Below are 17573 nucleotides of genomic sequence, written 5' to 3'. Positions count from 1 at the left end.
GCGGTAGCCGCTTGTGGTGGGACTCAACTCGCACCGCTAACGCAAACCAATTTCGAAGCACTCTTTAACCGCTCACCTGGTGGCCCGCGATGTCGGTGCGGGCCTTGGCCACCGCCTTCTGGTCCATGCCGCCGATCTCGAGTTCGAAGCGCACGTCGTTGCCGCTCTCCAACTCCTTCGCGTGCACCGTCAGCGCGCCGGTTTCGGACATGTGGAAGGTGATCTCGATCCGGCACCCGGCGGGCCGGGCCGGGATGCCGGTGAGCATGCCGTGCCCCACCTTGCTGTTGTCGGCCAGCTCCTCCGACGGCGTCGACCCGGCCTGCTCCCACACCTCGATCTCGGCCATCCGCTGGTTGTCGATGGCCGTCTGGAACGGGTACGGGCCGGTGTCGGCGGGCAGTTCGGTGTTGGCGTGCAGCAGGTGCGCCACCATCTGCCGCGCCCGCATCGGGTCCGTCAGCGCCAGCGGGTCCCGCGGATCCAGCGCCTTGACGCCGAACGCCCGCGGCACCACCGTCGCGACCCGCTTCCTGGCCATCGCATCGACGTCGGCGGCGCTGATGCCCAGTTGCCGTTCGGCCGGCGCGCCCTGGACCTTCTTGGCCTGCCTGATCAGCGCGAACAGCGCCGCGCCCTTGGCGACGGCGAGGTCGGGTTCGGAGAGCCGGGCGTCGAGCCCGAACCGCCGCTTGAGCTCCGCCGCCACGGCGGGCATCCGGGTCATGCCGCCCGCCAGCAGGACCTCGTCGAACCGCTCGACGCCCTTGCCGCGCGCGGTTTCGATGATCCGCTCGGTGATCGTCATCGTCCGGTCGAGCAGATCGGCGGTGAGCTCCTCCAGCTGCTCCCGGGTGAAGGGCACCGTCACCGCGGCACCCGCGGCCCGCAGCGCGACGTTGCGGGACATGGTGGCGCTCAACGCCTTCTTGGCCTCTTCGGCGCGGTCGGCGAACTCCTGCATGGCCAGCTCGTCCGCGCTCGGATCCAGGTTCGGGTGCGCGTTCCGGAACGCGGCGAGCAGGTGGTCGGTGATCCGCTCGTCCCAGTCCGCGCCGCCGAGCCGGCCGTCGCCGTCGGTGCACACCACCTTGATGTCGTCGCCGGAAACGCGGATGACGGTGGTGTCGAAGGTGCCGCCGCCGAGGTCGTAGACCAGCACGTGCCGGGTCTGCGGCGCGTTGTCCAGCGCGTGGTGGTGCAGCGCGGCGGCGACCGGCTCGTCCAGCACGTCGAGCACGTTCAGCCCGGCGATCTCGCCGGCCTTGCGGGTCGCATCGCGCTCGGCGATGCCGAAGTAGGCGGGCACCGTGATGACCACGTCGCGCACGGTGTGCCCGGTGTTCTCCTCGGCCGCGCGGGCGAGTTCGCGCAGGATCAGCGCGGAGATCTTCTCCGGCGTGTAGCGGTTCCCGTGGTAGGTGAACTCGGTGTTCTTGCGCCCCATGTCGCGCTTGACCAGCTGCGCCACCAGATGCGGGGCGAGCAGCGCGGAGTTCTTCGCCGCCGTGCCCACCAGCGCCGTGCCGGGCCGCTCGAAGTACACCACCGAGGGCGTGGTGTCCTCGCCGACCGCGCTCTTGGCGATCACCGGACGAGCGGCCTCGTCGATGTGCGCGATGCACGAGTGCGTGGTGCCGAGGTCGATGCCGAACGTCGCCGAAGCCATGGGACTCCTCTCGATCAGAGAGCTTTCAGGGTATTGCTTGCGTGGCGGTGCGGGTGGCGGAACCTCAGAGGCCTTCTCGCTGTGGGATCCCCGACTCATGAATGACCAATTCACCACGTCGGGGCTGTCCTCGCTGGGAGAACTCCAGAGGAGTGGGCACCGTGAACCCGCGGCGGTGCAAGCTGTGTCCCACACCGCAAGCGGCTTCGCCGCTTATAAAAGCAGAAGTTACCGGCCTTGGTAGGTGAATCCTGCCCAGTGCGCGAGCTCGGCGGGGTCGATGTCGGCGAAGAAGAGCGAGAGTTCTTCGGGCAGGCCGGGCAGCGGGCGGCGGCGCGGGTCGAGCATCCACAGCTGCGCGGCCCGCAGCGCGCTCGCCGGATCGGCGTAGCCGGCGTTGAGGTAGTGGTGGAACACGATCATGAACATGGCCGTGGGCAGGTCCTCGACCTCCCAGCGCGTGCCCACGACGCCGGCGGCACCGGCGGCGAGGAACGCGGTGGACAGCGTCAGCACCTCGTCGTGCTGCCGGTCGGTGAGGTCGCTGGCGCAGGCCGCGAGCACGACGAGCGCCCCGGCGGCATCCCGCGGCCGGTCCCGCGCCTGGCGCAGGATGTCCTGCACCGGCAGCACTTCTCCGGAACCGAGCAGCAGCGCGGACTCGATCGGCAGCTCGGCCGGGGTGGCGTGGCAGGCCAGGTGCAGCAGCGAGGCGGTGGGCAGCAGCGCGAGCACCTCGGCGGGCTTCGGCGGCTCGCGGCGTTGTCTGCGGCGCCGCGGGTCGGGCGGCTTGCCCAGGTAGGTGCCGTGCCCGTAGTGCGCCTCGTGGATGTGGCCGAGCTCGTGCCGGCTGAAGTGCAGGTCCGGCGTCCGCACCAGCGCCGGTTCGCTTGCCCAGGAACGGGTTTCGCGCCGACCGGCCTCGACGAACTGCCGCGCCGACGCGGCGTAGCAGATGACGGCGTCCTGGCAGACGTGCCGGACCTTGCCGCCGGGCACCCGCCGCCGCGCCGCGTGCCACGGCACGGTGCCGAGCTTTCCGGTCGGTACCAGCACGATTCGCAGCGGTCGCTCGCGAGGACCGGCGGCGACCAGGTCCAGCACCGGGTTCAGCACCGCGGTCCACGCCCAGTCGCAGACGCTCGCCAACGCCGCGCGCCACTGCTCCTCGATGTCGTCGCCCCGGGCGCGCTCCCGCTGCAGCCGGTCGAACCGGGCGACCGGGCCGTCCTCGGTGAGCTGCGGCGACTCCACCCGCTCGACCCGCCCATCGGCGGTGACCAGCACCGCGGCCCCGGGCAGCAGGTAGACGAGGGCCTGGGTGCGCGCGGCGCGCAACCCGGCAGCGATCTCCGCGACCGGCGGCGGAGCGAGCAGGTGCGCTTCGGCGGCGGTGCCGTCGAAGGCCCGCAGCACCCGGTACCGCAGGTCGCTGGGCAGCGCGGCATCGGCGACGCTGGCCGTGCCGGCAGCACCGACATCCCACGGTTGTTGTTGCCCCACCTCGGATTCCCACCGCTCGGCCAGGTCCGCGTGGCCGTTCTCCCGCAGCAGGGCCGGCATGTTCGCGTCGACCGTCGCGGCGTGCAGCACCATGCCGCGCCCCAGCTCCAGCGCCTGCACCGCGGCCTCCGGCTGGCCCGACGCCAGGCACCACCGGCTCACCTGCACCGCTTCGCCGGACGCGGTGTTCGCGGTGTCCAACGCGCGGCGGGGGCTGGATTGCAGCAGCACGTTGCGCGCCCGCTCGCGCAACGCCTCAAGCCCGTTCTGCACCGCGCGCTGCGGATCGCGGCGCACCGCGTCGCCGCGGGTCGCGTAGCAGTCGGCCAGCGAGTTCAACAGGTTCGCGGTCTCGAACGCGCCCGGCTCCAGCTCGAACTCGCGGAGCACCTGCTCGAACCGGTCGATGGCGTTGCTGAGATCGCGCGGATCGCGGGTGAACTCGTAGCGGACCCGCAACGCGGTCCCCAGCATGTCCAACGCGTGCCGACGCTCGCGCGGGAACAGGTCGGCCTTCCCGCAGACCTCGACCATCAAGCCGACGCCGCGGTTGAGCAGCGCGAGATCCCGGGTGGCAAGGCCCTGCACGACCAACGCGTTCGCGGCGCCGAGGGTCTCGTTCGGTTGGTCGACGTGGTGCTCCGGCACCCGGGCCACGGCGTCGAGGACGGCGTTCATCGCGTCGCGCGCCTCGCCGGTGTTGGCACCGTCGAGGCTCAACTCGTCGCCGTGGAGGAGGTTCCGAAGCATTCGCGCCGTTCCCAGCGCGCTCGCGATCCTGGGCTGGAGGAAGTCCCCCGGCGACATCTCCGATGCCAGCGCTTCGAGCTCCGCGGCCACTCCGTCCAGCGTGGCGGCGTCGAGCCGGTGCGGCGAAAGCCGGCTCACGGCGGCGGCGAAGCGCGTGACCTGGTCGTTCCCGCCGCCGGCCGCCGCGTAGTAGCGGGCGGCGTCGAGGTCCTCCTGGCCGCCGAAGGCCATGAACCGCTGGGTGAGCAGCCAGCTCAGCCACGGCATCATCAGCGGCCGCAACTTGTGGTCGGCGGGCAGCAGCTCGTCGGCGCGCCGCATGTTCGCCACGGCGGCCCCGAGCTTCTCCTCGGCGCGGTCGTTGATCACCTGGAAGCTCTCGGCGGCGCCCAGCAGGAAGTGGTTGATCCCGGCGTTGACCCGGTCGGCGCCGCCGCGGCGGATCGCCTGTTCGCTCAGCTCCCGGACCCGGGAAAGGGACGCCGGCGACTGCGCGCGGTCGGTCGCGACGGACCTGAACAGCGTCGACGTCAGCTGGGTGAGCACCGTCGCCCGGTCCGGGTCGTCGTCCGAGAACTGCTCCAGCGCCTGCTCCAGCCGCCGGATCACCGCGGCGTTCTCGGCCGGGTCGAGGTCCGGAGCGGCCTTGCCGGGCGGGTTGGAGGCGAAGCGCAGCCCGGTGAGCAGCAGCGAACGCATGGGGTGGTCGGCGGGCAAGGCCGCGGCGGCTGCGGCGATCTGGGCGGTCGCGGCGTCGGCGTCCTCGGCACTGCCGCTGACCTCGGCGAGCTTCGTGGCCAAACCCGCTTGCAGCGCGGCGATTTCCCGCTTGCCGGGTTCTTCGTCGGGCCACGACCTCTTCGCGTCGTCGAGTTCGCCGATCGCGGTCGTCCAGTCCTCGGTGGTCGAGCCGTCCAGGTTCCCCACCGCGTTGACGATGACCTTCAAGGTGGTCACGGAGCCGTCGCCGGCTCCGTCGGGGGAGATCGCGTCCAGGTGGCGGCGCACCTCGGCGAGGTCCTCGGCCGGGGCCGTCAGCGTGATCCGGTCGGCGACATCGGCGGCGATGGGGCCCTGCCGCAGCTCGGCGGGCATTTCCGCGGTCAGCAGCAGGAAGGCGAGGCCGATGTGGCAGGCGTCCGAGGTGCGCACGTCGGACGGCACGTCGAGCGTCGCGGTGAGGTCCTCGGTGGCGGTCCGGTGATCGGTTTCGCCGCCGCCCATCGACAGGTACCGGGTGAGGTGCACCGCCCCGCGCCGGAAGCGGACCTGGTTCCGCAGCAACGAGTCCGGCAGCTGCCCGAATGCAGTGTCGAGGTCGGCCAGTGCGTCGTCGACGTGCTCGAAGGCTTCCAGGACGAGCGCCGCCTGCGCGGTGATCAGGCCGATCCGGGCCACGATCTCGGCCGAATCGTCGGGCAGCAGCGGCCGCAGCTGCCGCAGGTAGCCGACGGCGGTGCGGAACTCCTCCTGGGCGCCGCGCTCGGCGCGCATCGTGTGCGCCAGGCCCAGTTGGTAGAGCGGCGCGGCGCGGGCGGGGGAGTCGTCGGCGAGGGCGTCGAGCAGGTTCCCGGCGACCTCGATGACGTCGTCGATGTCGGCGCTCTCGGCACGGTGCAGCAGCAAGTCCGCCAGCTCCACCAGGACCTGGTAGGCGGTTTCGTCGTCGAGTTCCTCGGTGAGCTGCGCGTACCGCTGCGCGATGGCCTCGTCGAGCTCCGCCGGATCGACGTCCACCGCACCTCCCGAACCGATCGAGAACCCCACCCTAGGCCCTGCCGATGCTCACCCACCCCGAGGTCGGTCCGCAATTTCCATTGAAATCGAAGGTTCAATTTCAATGGAAATTGCGGCATGGGGACCAGCCCGGCACCCACCTGGCGCCCGCCACGCGGCCGAACGGTGGCAGGCGAACAGGTGAATTCCGTTCTGCCGCAGCGTTTGTCCGCGTAGCCTCCCGATGTTCGCCGCTCTCGACCAGAAGGAGACACCGGTGAGCAGACGAAACCTGTTGGCCGCGGCACTATCGGCGGCCGTGGTGACGACGACGCTGGCCGCCTTGCCCGCCGCGGCGGCCCCGGCGGATGCGCCCAACCTCAACGATTTCGTGCTCAACAACACCAGCGGTGACCTGCAGTCGAGGGTCGACAAGCTGGACGCCCAACTACCGAAGCTCGGCGTGCAGAACATCCTGGACCAGGCCAACCGCCAGGGCAGCACCGGAAGTGCCTGCACCTCCCCGGCGCTGGACACGATGAAGGAACCGACGCTCCGCAAGTTCTGCTTCAACGCGGGCGACACCGACACGACGGAGTGGATGCCGCAGGGCGTCACGACCGTCGCGGACGCGCAGGAAGACCAGCAGTGGGGGACGAAGCAGGCCCTGCTGGTCAGCTGGTACAACAAGGACACCAGCCCGGCGAAGGGCGTGCGGGTCTCCTTCCTCGACCCGGCGACCAGCAAGTACCAGCACGTGCTGCTCGTCTACCCGTACATCAACAGCAACGGGAACCCGTCCTACGAGGCGGTCACCACGCCGCAGGCGGGCAACGGCGGCAGCGTTCACGCGGGCGGGATCGTCTGGTACGGCAACTACCTCTACCTCGTCGACACGGCCCGTGGCATCCGGGTGTTCGACATGCGGTCGATCTTCGACCTGAAGTCGGCGACGAACGGCGACACGGCCGACCAGAACCAGGTGGGCCGCCAGAACAACGTGTACTACGGCTTCGGCTACCGCTACGTGATGCCGCAGGTGGCGGGCTGGTCGAACCCGGAGGGCGTGGTCGACCACCCGGCCGACTACAAGTGCCTGGCGGGAGGCAGGCAGCGCTACTCGTACGTGTCGCTGGACCGCAGCACCAACCCGGACACGCTGCTGACCGGCGAGTACTGCGGAGACCAGGGCGACCCGAACCTGAACGGCCGGGTGGCGCGCTGGAACCTGGACGGAGCAACGGGCCTGCCGAGCCCGGACGGCGACGGCATCTGGCGAGCCAAGTCGGCGCTCCGCCTGCCGAAACCGCGCGTGCAAGGCGCAACGGCGACGGACGGCCGCTGGTACCTCAGCAGCACGGGAGGCGGCGAAACAGGCCCGGGGCATTTCCAGGCGGCGCTGCCGGACAAGCAGACCGGAGCGGGAGTGCTCACAGTGGACGGTCCGGACCGCGAGGTGGCGATCGGCGTGGAGGACCTGTCGTACTGGCCGGGCAAGAACGAGGTCTGGACGGTGACGGAGTACCCGGGCAAGCGAGTCCTCTACAGCGTCCCCCGCTGACCGGGAAGCGCAGGCACCCGGGACACAAGCTCGGCGAGAGCGTGCTGCTCCTGAAGGTCGCGGCGCAGCCGCGCCCGTGGAGCAAGCGACGAAGCGCCGAAAACTGATCGAGCCAGCAAAAGAAGCGGGGCGGAACACCAACCAAAGGTGTCCCGCCCCGCTTACGCATGCCAGCAGCGAGCCGCCATAAACGACGACCGGCTTGGGAGCCGGTGACGGTGGCCACACCGAACACCATCACCGTTGATCGGTACATCGCGCCTCAAAGGGGACCGGCTTGGGGAGCCGGTGACGGCGGGGGGATGACCGCGGTGCAGCTGCATGCCCTGGCCGCCTGCCTCAAAGGGGACTGGCTTGGGGAGCCGGTGACGGCGGCGGACTTCCTCACGAATTTCATGCTTGAGCACACGCCCTAGCCTCAAAGGGGACTGGCTTGGGGAGCCGGTGACGGTCGAGAGGAACCCATGATCTGGGCGGAACTTCTGCACGAGCCTCAAAGGGGACCGGCTTGGGGGCAGGTGACGGCGGCGGATCGTACCGTCCACCAGGTCCAGCCGGGCATGCCTCAAAGGGGACCGGCTTGGGGAGCCGGTGACGGGGGGCTTGGTTTTTGGGTGCTTTGATTTGGGGTTTCAAGGATCGTTGCGAAGGGTCTCTGGTTGAGATCGTTCACTTGGGGTTCTTTGACCTTACACCGCTGTGATATGTCGTTTGGCCTGCGGTTTTGGGTCGCGAAGGGTCCGTGGCCGAGGGCGTGACGCCGGAGCCTTCGCGTGATTCCGGTGGTGCTGTCGATGCCGCCGTTGCTGATGGGCTGGTTGTGGCGTTGTCGATGAAGGTGACAATGTTTTGCGTGTGCTGGTTTGTGGCGGGGCCGGGAGGTGCCACGTTGCTCCCGGCCCCGCTCGTCCGGATCGCAGGTGCGGTCAGGTCCGCGATCCGGGTGTCGCCGCGCGCCGCGGGGGAGGGGGCGCGTCGCGTCGGGCGACGGCCTCAGCCCGCTGTTCCTGGAGTGTCCATGATGGACAGATCGGTGGGCAGCAGGTTGCAGCAGAATTCGCCGAACTGGACCGGCACCAGCGGCAGCCGGCCGACGGTGGAGGTGTCGTGCGGTAGCACGTGACCCTCCATCAGCTCGCCGAAGACGCGGGCCTGAACCCGGGTGCCGGGCGGAATCCGGTGCGGTGCGGGGAGGTGGGGAGAGGGGCGGCCGCCTGCTGGGGTCGGGGCATTAGCGGCCGCCTCCTCTCCCGCCCGAGGCTGCGGCACGGCCGGGGGAGAAGCGGCCTCAGGTCCTCGGGAGACCGGTGCAGTGGTGGTCTTCATCGAAAAGTCCGTTCTGCTCGGGAAGTTCAAGGAGCGGTGCCTGGCAGGCGCGCGAGGTCGGGGGAAACACGCCCACCAGGCACCGCAGCACCGACGCGGATACCGGCTCGCCTGGGGGTGCTTGCCGGCGTCGCCGAGGCCTGCAAAATGCAAATTGCAAGATCTTCAGATTCTTCACTGCCAGCGCAAATTTAGCTGGTAGCAGACGAAATCTGACTCCTGCGGTTGCCTTCTGCGTCTCGATGCAATTCCGTTCGGCACGTCATCAAGGTAGCAACGCAATTGCGTTTTGGGCAGTAACATGATCGGGTGAGATCGCGCCGCTGATCGCCCGGACCGTGGAAGGCTGACGAACATGCCGACACCAACAGTGCGTCGACTCCAGCTCGGACACGAGCTTCGGCACCTCCGCGAAGACGCCGGCTGCGACCTGGCCGAAGCCGGTCGCGCGATCGGCAAAGCGGAAAGCACGATCAGCCGCCTGGAGTCGGGCCAAACCGGTCTGAAACGCCAAGTCCTGGAACAGCTCGTCGACTTCTACGCCGGCAAGGTCCGCGTCCGAGTCGACCGGAGCTTCTACCTCGACCTGGCCAAGGGCAGCGAACAACGCGGCCGCTGGACGGGCTACCGGGCGATCTACCACAAGTACGCCCGCATGATGGTCGACCTCGAAGCCGACGCCTCGACGATCCGGAAGTATCAGGTCGAGATCATCCCAGGGCTGCTTCAGACACCTGCTTATCTGCAGGCGATCCACGCCGAAGCCGTCCCGCAAGTGGTGCCGAACCTGGATGATGTGCTGTCCGCGCGGGCTGAACGACAGCAGATCTTCACCAAGCCCGAAGCGCCTGAGCTCGGGTTCGTGCTCTCGGAGTCAGCACTACTGACGATGGTCGGCACGAGCGAGATCATGCGTGAACAGCTGGAGCACCTGGTGGAGATCGCCGATCTTCCCAACGTCCACCTGCAAGTCCTTCCGTTTCGGGCTCGCACTCACCCAGATGTCCGGCCGCAGGCGTTCACCATGTTCAGGATCGATGCCCCGGGTAACTCGGGGCCGCTGGAGTTCGTCTACCTCGAAGAGATGCACGACGGGAAGTACCTGGACGATCGCGAGGATGTGGATCTTTACAACCGGTTGTGGAGCCGTTTGGTAGGCGCAGCTCTGGACCCGGTCAAGTCCAGGGATAAGGTGCTGGAAGTAGCGAAGAGCTACTGAGTCCAGGCACATCTCCAACTGAACACGGGGGATCATCGCCATGAAGTTCACGAACTGGCGCAAGTCCTCACGCAGCATCCAGAACGACAACTGCGTCGAAGTCGGCTTCGCCCCGGGCCGCATCGGCATCCGGGACACGAAGCTCGGCGAGAGCAGTCCGATCCTGGACGTCGACGGAGCGGCGTTCGCCGCGTTCGTGCGTCGAGTGCAGGATGGCGCGTTCGACATCTGATCGGACCGACAGAAAGAGCGGGGCGGGCCACCAGCCACAGGTGGCCCGCCCCGCTCTTTCTGCGACCGGCGGATAGCTGGCCTCAATGCGGACCGGCATTAGACGCCGGTGACAGCGGCGCTCTCAATGTCGGGAACACCACGATGACGGAAGCCTCAAGGGGGACCGGCGTTAGGTGCCGGTGACAGGCCGAGCTGGACAAGCGCCTGGCCACGATCACCCCCGCCTCAAGAGGGACCGGCGTTAGACGCCGGTGACAGAAGGTCCTATTCACCGTCTATGCCGACCGGAACTACGTGCCTCAAGGGGGACCGGGCCGACGTTAGGTGCCGGTGACAGCCTGGGACTGCAACGCCGGAGGTGGAGATGGGCAGGAAGGGCCTCAAGGGGGACCGGCGTTAGACGCCGGTGACAGGTCGACACGATCATCAACTCGATCGACATCTTCTGCCCGCCTCAAGGGGACCGGCGTTAGACGCCGGTGACAGCGGCGCTGCTGTCTTGCTGGTTGTGGGCATGCGTTCGTTGCCTCAAGGGGGACCGGCGTTAGGTGCCGGTGACAGCTGTCCGGGGCGGCGAACCACGCCGAGGCCAAGGCACGGCCTCAAGGGGGACCGGCGTTAGGTGCCGGTGACAGGGCTTAGCGATTTTATGGGCTTTGGCCTGGGGTTTCAAAGATCGACGCGAGCGGTTACCGGTGGAGATCGCTCGCTTGGCTCTCGTTGATCTTACACTCCTGCTATTCGTCCTGTGACCTGCGGTTTTGGTTTGCGAGTGGTTCGTGCCTGGAGGTGTTCGCATTGGACTGCTCGCAGTTGGGTGACCATCACCAGCGGTGCTGGTGGTGCGCAGGTGGTTCAGCGGTGAGTCGAGGTGTGGCCGATGAAGGCGGTCGTGGTGGGGCGTAGTGGGGTCAGTTGGATGAAGTCGTCTCGGTTCAGGATCTCTTCGTTTCCCTTGAACTGGTGGACTTGGCCTTCGTCATGGTGCCAGTGCCGAAGCTTGGTGATCTTTGGCTCCGGCAGCTCTTCGTGCTCGGTCCACAGGTCGCCGACCGCCGCTTCGCCGCTGGTCAGCAGGGCTGCCCACCAGTTCGTGCCGTCGATACGCACGCGCAGCCAGCGTCGTGCGGCCCATGCCCACAGGTGGGTCGTGATCGGTGGCCGGGCGGGCATGGGTTCGAGGTGGAAGCCGTTCACGTCCGCCCAGCTCGCGTCCCAGCCCGCAGCGATCGAGCGGAGCTCGCGCCAGTCGTCGGCCAGTCGGTGGCCGGTGCCGTGCAGGTGCCAGGTCATGCAGCGTCCTTCCGGAGCGTCGAGGCGAGCGACGAGAGGTCGGGCTCCCGCCAGTCGGAGTCGGCGACGCGTACCGTTCCGTAGCCACGCATGGTGCTTTGACCGATGCCGATCAATCCGTCGTTCAAGTCGGCGATCACGGCGTTCAGCAGCGGCAGGTCGCCGTCTTCCAGCTTCCCGATCTGATCGATGCGCAGCCGGAACTGCCCGGCCACCACGAGTTCGTCCTTGTACAGCGCGCCATCTTTGTAGCCGCCGGAGAACCGGTCGATCGCCACGTGCGGACGCTCCTTCTCCACCACCGGGTTCTCGATGACGGCGGTGCGCACGACGATCGCCCCGCGCCGCGCGGACTCGTGGCCACCCGACCCGAAGATCCGGCACGGCCGGCACTCGTCGTCCTCCTGGCCGTTGCAGGCCGGAACTCCGACCACGCGGCAGATGTACTCCGCGCGCGACCGCATGATGCCCTTGAGCGTCGAGCCGGGAATCGCTGGAGCATCGTCCAGCCGGAAGATCTCGCGCGGCGCCTGCTCGGGTTTGTCCTCGTCACCAGTGCCGCAGTGCAGACCGTCCACAATGGTCATCCGCACGTTCAGCAGCGGCTCGGCAGCGGGCGCGGGCACTGGCTGACTGGTTGGTTCGGGGTAGGAGTCCAGGCCCGTGCGGCGGACCCAATGGAGCAGGCCTTCGGGCGTGGTCAGGTCGTAGTCGGCGGCACCCCAGCCGATGAGTCGGCACTTCCCGGCCCCGGTGGTGACACCTCGCCCCAGCCTCGGGTGCCAGGACTTCAGCTTGGTCAGGAACGCCTCGCGCCGCTGATCCGGGTTATTCCAGCGCAGCATGATGTCGAACTCGGTCCCGCGCGGCAGCTGCTCGACCCTGTGCAAGGCGTTGTTCCTGGCCGCGCCGCGCGATCGGTCGATCGCAGTTCGGGCGTGGTGACCGGTCTCGTCCCGCCCAGGATCGTCGACTGCCGGACGATAGCGGGTGCCGAGGACCTGGATCGCGGACGGCGTCAGGGCGAAGTCTTCGGAATCCGGGTCTTTCCGCTCCTCCGGCTTGCTGCCGAACAGGTCGTCCAGTTCCTCGCCGCAGTGTTCACGGAGGCTGCCCGCCACGGTCGTGCCGGGCAGGTGGATGCCGCCGGCCGGGTCGCGGCGTAGCCGCAGGTCGCTGCCCCGTTCGGTCGGCACCTCGGTGCCGACCACGCCACCTTCGGTCTCCAGGCGAATCCGGGCCGTCAGCAGAAGTACCTTCACTTTCCGCTCTCCAACCTCGTCACCAGGCGGCCGTAAAGCACCGGATCCGTGACATCCAGCAGCTTCCGCAGCGCGATGGAGTACTGGTCGTCGCGTGCCAGCTGATCCTGGAACGGCGCGTCGTTCTCGATCCCGCTACGCAGCTCCCTGGTGCGTTCATGCAGCTGAGGCAGCGTCCTTTCGACAGTGGCCATGTCGGCCCGCAGCCTCGCGAGCACGCCTCCCCACTCGTAGAAGGAAAGCGGCGCAACCGGCCGGCACAGCGCGCCGAAACCCTCCCGCCTCCGCAGCCCCACTCCACGAACCATGAGCGCACGCAGGGCTGCCTCGCTTGGCCGCTCGGCACAGCGGACGCGGTAGGTCGAGCCCGCCTGAACCGCTCGCTCGGTCGGCTTCGGCAAGCCGCTGGCCAGGTGCCAGCCGCCGACCTCGGTCCAGCGCGGCCAGGACTTCACCACCGATGAGACCTTTACGCCCAGAACCTTCGACAGCTCGCACAGGTCCGGCTCGGCGGCGGGCAAGCCCAGCTTGTCTACGAAGATTCCCGGCGCGGCTAGCCGCAGGACTACGTCCTTGCCGACCAGTTCCACCGGCTCCGGCTCGGCGCCGAAATCGATCGCGACCTCGGCATTGCCCTGAATCGTGCGCTTTCCGCCCAGGGAGAGCGTTCGCACCGGTTCACCATCGATTCGCAGCGAGCGCAACGCGGGCCCGGACAGCCAGCCCTCGAACACGTTGCCCGCGGCGATGCTGCTCTGGTTGAACAGATTTCCGCTACGTGCGTTGCCTTCCGCGTCGAGCGCGTTGCGGGTGCGCGGCGTCCGCCGGACCTTGCCGATCGGGCCGCCCTTGCTGAATTCGAGCGTCTGCTTGCAGTACTGGCACACGTCCACCTCCTCGCGGATCGCGTCCCACCAGAGGACTCGGCAGTCGTCGTCCGCCCGGTACTTGTGCACCTTGACGCTGAGCGGCACCGGCAGACTCGCGGCGGAGTGCAACGGGCCGAAAACGCCATCTCCTTCGAAGATTTCGAGGAAATCGTCATCGGGATCGCCGTGCGCGAGCAGCCACTGCGCGGCCAGTGCTCCTCGCACGGCTGTGCCGGGGATGTGGTCGTAGGACTCCTGGCGGAAGTCGTTGCGCAGGTGGCGGACCACCGCGACGGGCTCGGTGAGGGTGACGGTCAGCTTTGCGAATTCGGTCATGGCTGCTTCAACTGGAGGAATCGGCGGACGGTGTCTTCGTCGGGTTCGTGGCTCGTGCAGGCGATGCCCACCCAGCCCAGGCCGCGCCGCCGCAGCGAGCCCAGCGACCGGGTCGCTTGCGCGGCGACGACCAGCACGTCCTGATGCTTGGCCAGATCGTCGATGCGGGCGGTCTGCGTCACCGTGAAGGTTGCGCTCTCCGCCCCGGTTTGTTCGGCGATGACGAGCATGTCCTCGACCGCGGTGTGGGTCTCGCGATCGATACGCACCCGCGCGCTCGGCATCGCCGGATACCAGGCTGGCTGCTCATCCGGTTCGTGCGCCCGGGGAACCGGCGAACTCCAATGCCACGGGCACGGCTGCCGACTGGAGCCGAATACCTCGGCCACCACCGGGTTGTCCGTACCGAGCAGTAGTCCGGCGGTGGCGCGCACGACGCCTTTGAGGCTGGAGCCAGGTAGTGCGTGCCGCTGGCTGATGGTGTTGTGCACGCCGGGCCCACCCTGCCCGAGTGCGACCCGGAACGGGCCGTGGAAGGTGATCTTGAATTCGAACCGGGTTACCGCCACCAGTGCACCATCCCCAGCGCGTCCGCCAACAGAATCGGATCCTCCCGGAAGGAAGCGACCTTGCCCGCCAGACCAAGCCGCCGGAGGTGCTCTTCCACCGGCTTGGTGCCGAGGTCGTGGGAGCGCAGCAGCTCGGCGAGCCGCTGCCGCGCGGCGTTGGGGAGTGCGGCGAGCGCAGCGAGCTTGGGCGTCTCGGCCTCCAGTTTGGCGTGCCGGAACGGCGTCCGGTCGATCGGTTCCTCGCCGTCGCGCGTCGCGTCCTGCCAGGCGATTGCGGCCTCGGCACCGAGGTACAGCGCTTTCGCGCTGCGCAGCAGCGTCGAGACGAGATCGTGCATTACGTGAAGCGGCTTGATGTGGCGGTGGAACACGATCCCGGCCGACAGCGACGGCGGAGTGACGCCAGTTCCTCCCGTCGCATTCCCGATCACCCGCGAGAATTCCGATTGCAGCTTCCGGACGAAATCCCAGGCCCGGTCGGCCGGGACGCTGATCAGCACGTCATCACCGCCGACCAGGTGTGGGATCACGGGCGGTGCCGTGTCGCTGTCCCAGATCTCCCGGACGGCTGCGACAAGGGCTTCCCACGTGGACTCGTCGATCACCTTCGTGACCTTCTGCAAAAGCTCCCGGGCCCGCTTCTCGTGGCGCATTGTGTGGAGGTCGCCGATGAACTTCCCGATCGCGTTGCCGTCCGCGTAGATCAACGCCACGTGCGTGCCACCGCTGCTCAGCTTGGCAAGATCCTTCATCATGTTCGGGACCCGTGTGGTCGTGCCGAGCCTGCTCAGCAGTTCTTTCTCTTGGCGCGGCATCCGCTCGCCCTGCTCGGCGTCGATCGCCGCCGCCTTGCGCTGAGCACATTCCCCGCACAGGCGGTTGTTCTCCTCGTCGGCGTTGTTCGGGGTTGCGGGCCAGCTGTAGCACCACCCGCACGGCCTGCCCGGCGGCCAGTCGCTCACCGCCGGAGACCACGTGTCCTCCCGCTTCGCCGGGCTCAGCTTGGCTTCGGCGTAGTTCCCACCGACGAACGTGCCGGCGCGAAGAGTGGCGGTCGGCAGCTTTCCACGAAGATGGCTGATCACGCGCTGCCTGACCCGCCGCTCGATGTCTTGGTCGTCGACCAGCAGCTTCAGCGCGACGACGCCGTCGATGTCGCCGGCCTCGTCATTGCGCACGACCTTGTCCCGCATGCCTTCGAGTACCTTGTCGATGGCCTCGGGAACGGTCGCCTCGGAGATCATGGTCGATCCGCCGCGCCTGCCGCGCAGCTTCGTCGTCCGGGTCAGCCACGACTGGATGTGCACCACGCCGATGTCCAGGTAGACGCTCACGAGCTCCCCTTCTGCTGCGGATTCTCCTCGACGACGAGCGGCAACTCGTGGTCGTGCTCGGCGCGAGGATCCACATGGGGTAGCGAAGTGAGGGGATATTCGCCGTACCCCGAGGTGTGCTTCCAGAACGCGAAGCCGGCATCGAACTTCTCCGAACCGCGCAGCGCCCACGGCTTGCCCGGCGGATACCAGACCTTCTCCGGATCGACGGAGTCCGGGTGCAGGACCTCGGCGAGTTGGGGCCATAGGGTTTTCCGCAGCGGTTCGGGCTGAGCGTCGCGAAACTCGGCCAGCAGTTGCTCGGCGTCGACGGGTTGCTGCGCCGAGCCGCCGCCGTAGCGGGAGCCGTTCGTCCACATTTCGCCCTCGACCAGTGTGATCCGGCTGCTGCCGAAACCGAGCGGCCGCCCGCCGCCGACGTGCTGCAACAAACCGCCCGCCTGCATCGCCCGGCCTGGAAGCAGGGCCGCTAGCAAGCCGCCGAGCTGGGCGCGGTCGATGTCGGTGAAGGTGATCGTGGCGGTGAGCTTCGTCCCGGCCGGGAAGGCCACCGCCGCCGCGGCCATCTTGCTGTTCCGCTGGTGCGTGCGGGCGACCTCGCGTCCGTTGAACGTCGGTGTGTGCCAGTAGTACTTCCGCCCACGCAGCTCCCGGAGTTCCTCCTGGGCGGCCTCGGAACCCCACTCCCGCAGCGGCTGCTGTTGCCCGCTGGCGGTCTTTCCCTCGAATTCGTCGTTGTGCAGGTAGAACTGCCCGGCTCCCGGGCGCGGCACGCCCAGCGGAGGCAGGGTGTACGGCTCCGGCTTCACCGCCACGTCGGCCAGTGCATCGCTGAACCGCACATGACCTCGGTAGGAGCGCTGCATTGCCCGATCGGCCGCCTCGGGATCGTCCGGCTTCCCGGACAGGTCCGCCGAGCCGAACAGCCGACAGCTCGGGCACAACTCGCGATCCGAGGTGCACGGCCCGAACTCCCGGACGCGCTCCCCGGTGGAGTGTTCGCCGGGATGCCGCCAGGCCATCGCCAGGCCCAGGTCCGTGATGCCGTGCTTGGGATCCCAAGTGACCCATACCGGCTGGTGCTTCCGCAGCTCGGCACCCGCGATGTGCCGGTAGCCGACGGTGCAGACCTCTTCGGTACCGTTGTCGTTCTTGCGACGGACGGTCACGAGCTTGATGGGTCCGTCTTGTGCTTCCCGCTCGCTGGGGCGCTGGTCATCGGCGCCTGCGACCAGTTCCCGGAAGCGATCCCACACTTCCCGCCGCACCTCGACCGGTTGGCCGTTGCACTTGCGGAGGTGCCCGAAGTAAGGACCGCTGTCGTCACGGGTATCGCTGAGGAACAGCACCCACTCACCGCTGGGATCCCGCTGGAAAACGCCGTCTTCCTTGGTGAATCTCGTGCCGGACAGGAGCGGGTGTCGTGCGTTGATGTCGTCCAGCTGCTTCGCGGAGAGCCGGTCCTCGCGCATGTCGCCGAGCTCGCAGAGCTCCAGCACCGGTGGCCGGTCGCCTTGCGGCGCGACGGTCACGACCGCCATCCTCCGGCCCTTGCTCCACTCGACGGGATCCCGGTAGCTCGGCACGAACTCGTCGTCGAAGACCCGGAGGCAGCTGCCGGTCATCGCCTCGTGCAGTGACCGGATCGCGCCCTTCCATGACGAGCCGGGAATGAACGCGGTGCCGTCCGGGCGCGTCGGGAGTTCGGGGCTGTCGTCGTCGCCGAATCCGCGTATGAGCAGAGGTGTCACAGCCTCTATCGAGACGGTGAGTTTTCCGGACAGCAGCGCCGGATCTCCCCGGTGCCCGTTGGGTGCCGCGCGCTGCGGCGCCTCCGCCGGCAGTGGGACGAACGTGTACGGGTTGACGAAAACTTCGTCCAAAGCTCTGCCTCCTGGGTGACCCTGCCCTTGAGGTGGAGAAAACCGAGCG

Annotated in this window: 12 protein-coding genes; 3 read left to right on the top strand and 9 right to left on the bottom strand. The window is 68.3% G+C overall.

The window, feature by feature from the left end:
• Positions 1-64 precede the first annotated feature (64 nt).
• Positions 65-1669: an Hsp70 family protein gene (locus tag E1288_RS19280; protein WP_132487005.1), complete on the bottom strand. Its 1605-nt coding sequence runs from the start codon at positions 1667-1669 to the stop codon at positions 65-67.
• 228 nt (positions 1670-1897) lie between these two features.
• Positions 1898-5659 carry a CHAT domain-containing protein gene (locus E1288_RS19275; protein ID WP_235883662.1) on the bottom strand — a complete coding sequence of 1254 codons (3762 nt, stop codon included), beginning with the start codon at positions 5657-5659 and terminating at the stop codon, positions 1898-1900.
• Between the two features lie 256 nt (positions 5660-5915).
• Between E1288_RS19275 and E1288_RS19270 the strand changes: the two genes are divergently transcribed.
• Positions 5916-7199 (top strand): hypothetical protein, encoded by a 1284-nt coding sequence (locus E1288_RS19270; RefSeq protein WP_132487003.1) that lies wholly within the window; start codon positions 5916-5918, stop codon positions 7197-7199.
• A gap of 993 nt (positions 7200-8192) precedes the next feature.
• On the opposite strand, the gene E1288_RS49840 is transcribed toward E1288_RS19270, so the two are convergent.
• Positions 8193-8318 (bottom strand): hypothetical protein, encoded by a 126-nt coding sequence (locus tag E1288_RS49840; RefSeq protein WP_268951847.1) that lies wholly within the window; start codon positions 8316-8318, stop codon positions 8193-8195.
• A gap of 562 nt (positions 8319-8880) precedes the next feature.
• On the opposite strand from E1288_RS49840, the gene E1288_RS19260 reads away from it, so the two are divergent.
• Together E1288_RS19260 and E1288_RS19255 are read left to right on the top strand one after the other, a co-directional pair.
• Positions 8881-9744, top strand: a complete 864-nt coding sequence (locus tag E1288_RS19260; protein ID WP_132486999.1) for a helix-turn-helix domain-containing protein — start codon at positions 8881-8883, stop codon at positions 9742-9744.
• Positions 9745-9784: 40 nt separating this feature from the next.
• Positions 9785-9976, top strand: coding sequence for a DUF397 domain-containing protein (locus tag E1288_RS19255; RefSeq protein ID WP_132486997.1), 192 nt, complete (start codon positions 9785-9787; stop codon positions 9974-9976).
• Positions 9977-10833: 857 nt separating this feature from the next.
• On the opposite strand, the gene E1288_RS19250 is transcribed toward E1288_RS19255, so the two are convergent.
• The 6 genes from E1288_RS19250 to E1288_RS19225 are packed head-to-tail and all read right to left on the bottom strand — an operon-like array spanning position 10834 to position 17524.
• On the bottom strand, positions 10834-11271 hold the full coding sequence (locus E1288_RS19250) for a hypothetical protein (protein WP_132486995.1): 438 nt from the start codon (positions 11269-11271) through the stop codon (positions 10834-10836).
• Positions 11268-12533, bottom strand: coding sequence for an RAMP superfamily CRISPR-associated protein (locus E1288_RS19245; protein WP_132486993.1), 1266 nt, complete (start codon positions 12531-12533; stop codon positions 11268-11270). Before E1288_RS19245 ends, E1288_RS19250 begins: the two co-directional genes overlap by 4 nt.
• Complete coding sequence (locus E1288_RS19240) at positions 12530-13738, bottom strand: type III-B CRISPR module-associated Cmr3 family protein (protein ID WP_132486991.1); 1209 nt, start codon at positions 13736-13738, stop codon at positions 12530-12532. The genes E1288_RS19245 and E1288_RS19240 overlap by 4 nt, the downstream gene beginning before the upstream one ends.
• On the bottom strand, positions 13735-14307 hold the full coding sequence (locus tag E1288_RS19235) for an RAMP superfamily CRISPR-associated protein (protein WP_235883661.1): 573 nt from the start codon (positions 14305-14307) through the stop codon (positions 13735-13737). Before E1288_RS19235 ends, E1288_RS19240 begins: the two co-directional genes overlap by 4 nt.
• Complete coding sequence (locus E1288_RS19230; protein ID WP_132486989.1) at positions 14298-15641, bottom strand: Cas10/Cmr2 second palm domain-containing protein; 1344 nt, start codon at positions 15639-15641, stop codon at positions 14298-14300. The genes E1288_RS19235 and E1288_RS19230 overlap by 10 nt, the downstream gene beginning before the upstream one ends.
• A complete protein-coding gene (locus E1288_RS19225) occupies positions 15638-17524 on the bottom strand; it encodes an RAMP superfamily CRISPR-associated protein (RefSeq protein WP_165968180.1) in 1887 nt (628 codons plus the stop codon). The genes E1288_RS19230 and E1288_RS19225 overlap by 4 nt, the downstream gene beginning before the upstream one ends.
• Positions 17525-17573 lie beyond the last annotated feature (49 nt).

This window comes from Saccharopolyspora elongata (assembly GCF_004348985.1).
GTDB lineage: Bacteria > Actinomycetota > Actinomycetes > Mycobacteriales > Pseudonocardiaceae > Saccharopolyspora > Saccharopolyspora elongata.
The sequence above is the reverse complement of the archived record's forward strand: the minus strand, read 5'-3'. Positions and strand labels throughout refer to the sequence as shown.

Coding starts and splice junctions, on each gene's coding strand:
- E1288_RS19280 (WP_132487005.1), bottom strand. CDS start 1,669: ATGGCTTCGGCGACGTTCGGCATCGACCTCGGCACCACGCACTCGTGC.
- E1288_RS19260 (WP_132486999.1), top strand. CDS start 8,881: ATGCCGACACCAACAGTGCGTCGACTCCAGCTCGGACACGAGCTTCGG.
- E1288_RS19255 (WP_132486997.1), top strand. CDS start 9,785: ATGAAGTTCACGAACTGGCGCAAGTCCTCACGCAGCATCCAGAACGAC.
- E1288_RS19250 (WP_132486995.1), bottom strand. CDS start 11,271: ATGACCTGGCACCTGCACGGCACCGGCCACCGACTGGCCGACGACTGG.
- E1288_RS19240 (WP_132486991.1), bottom strand. CDS start 13,738: ATGACCGAATTCGCAAAGCTGACCGTCACCCTCACCGAGCCCGTCGCG.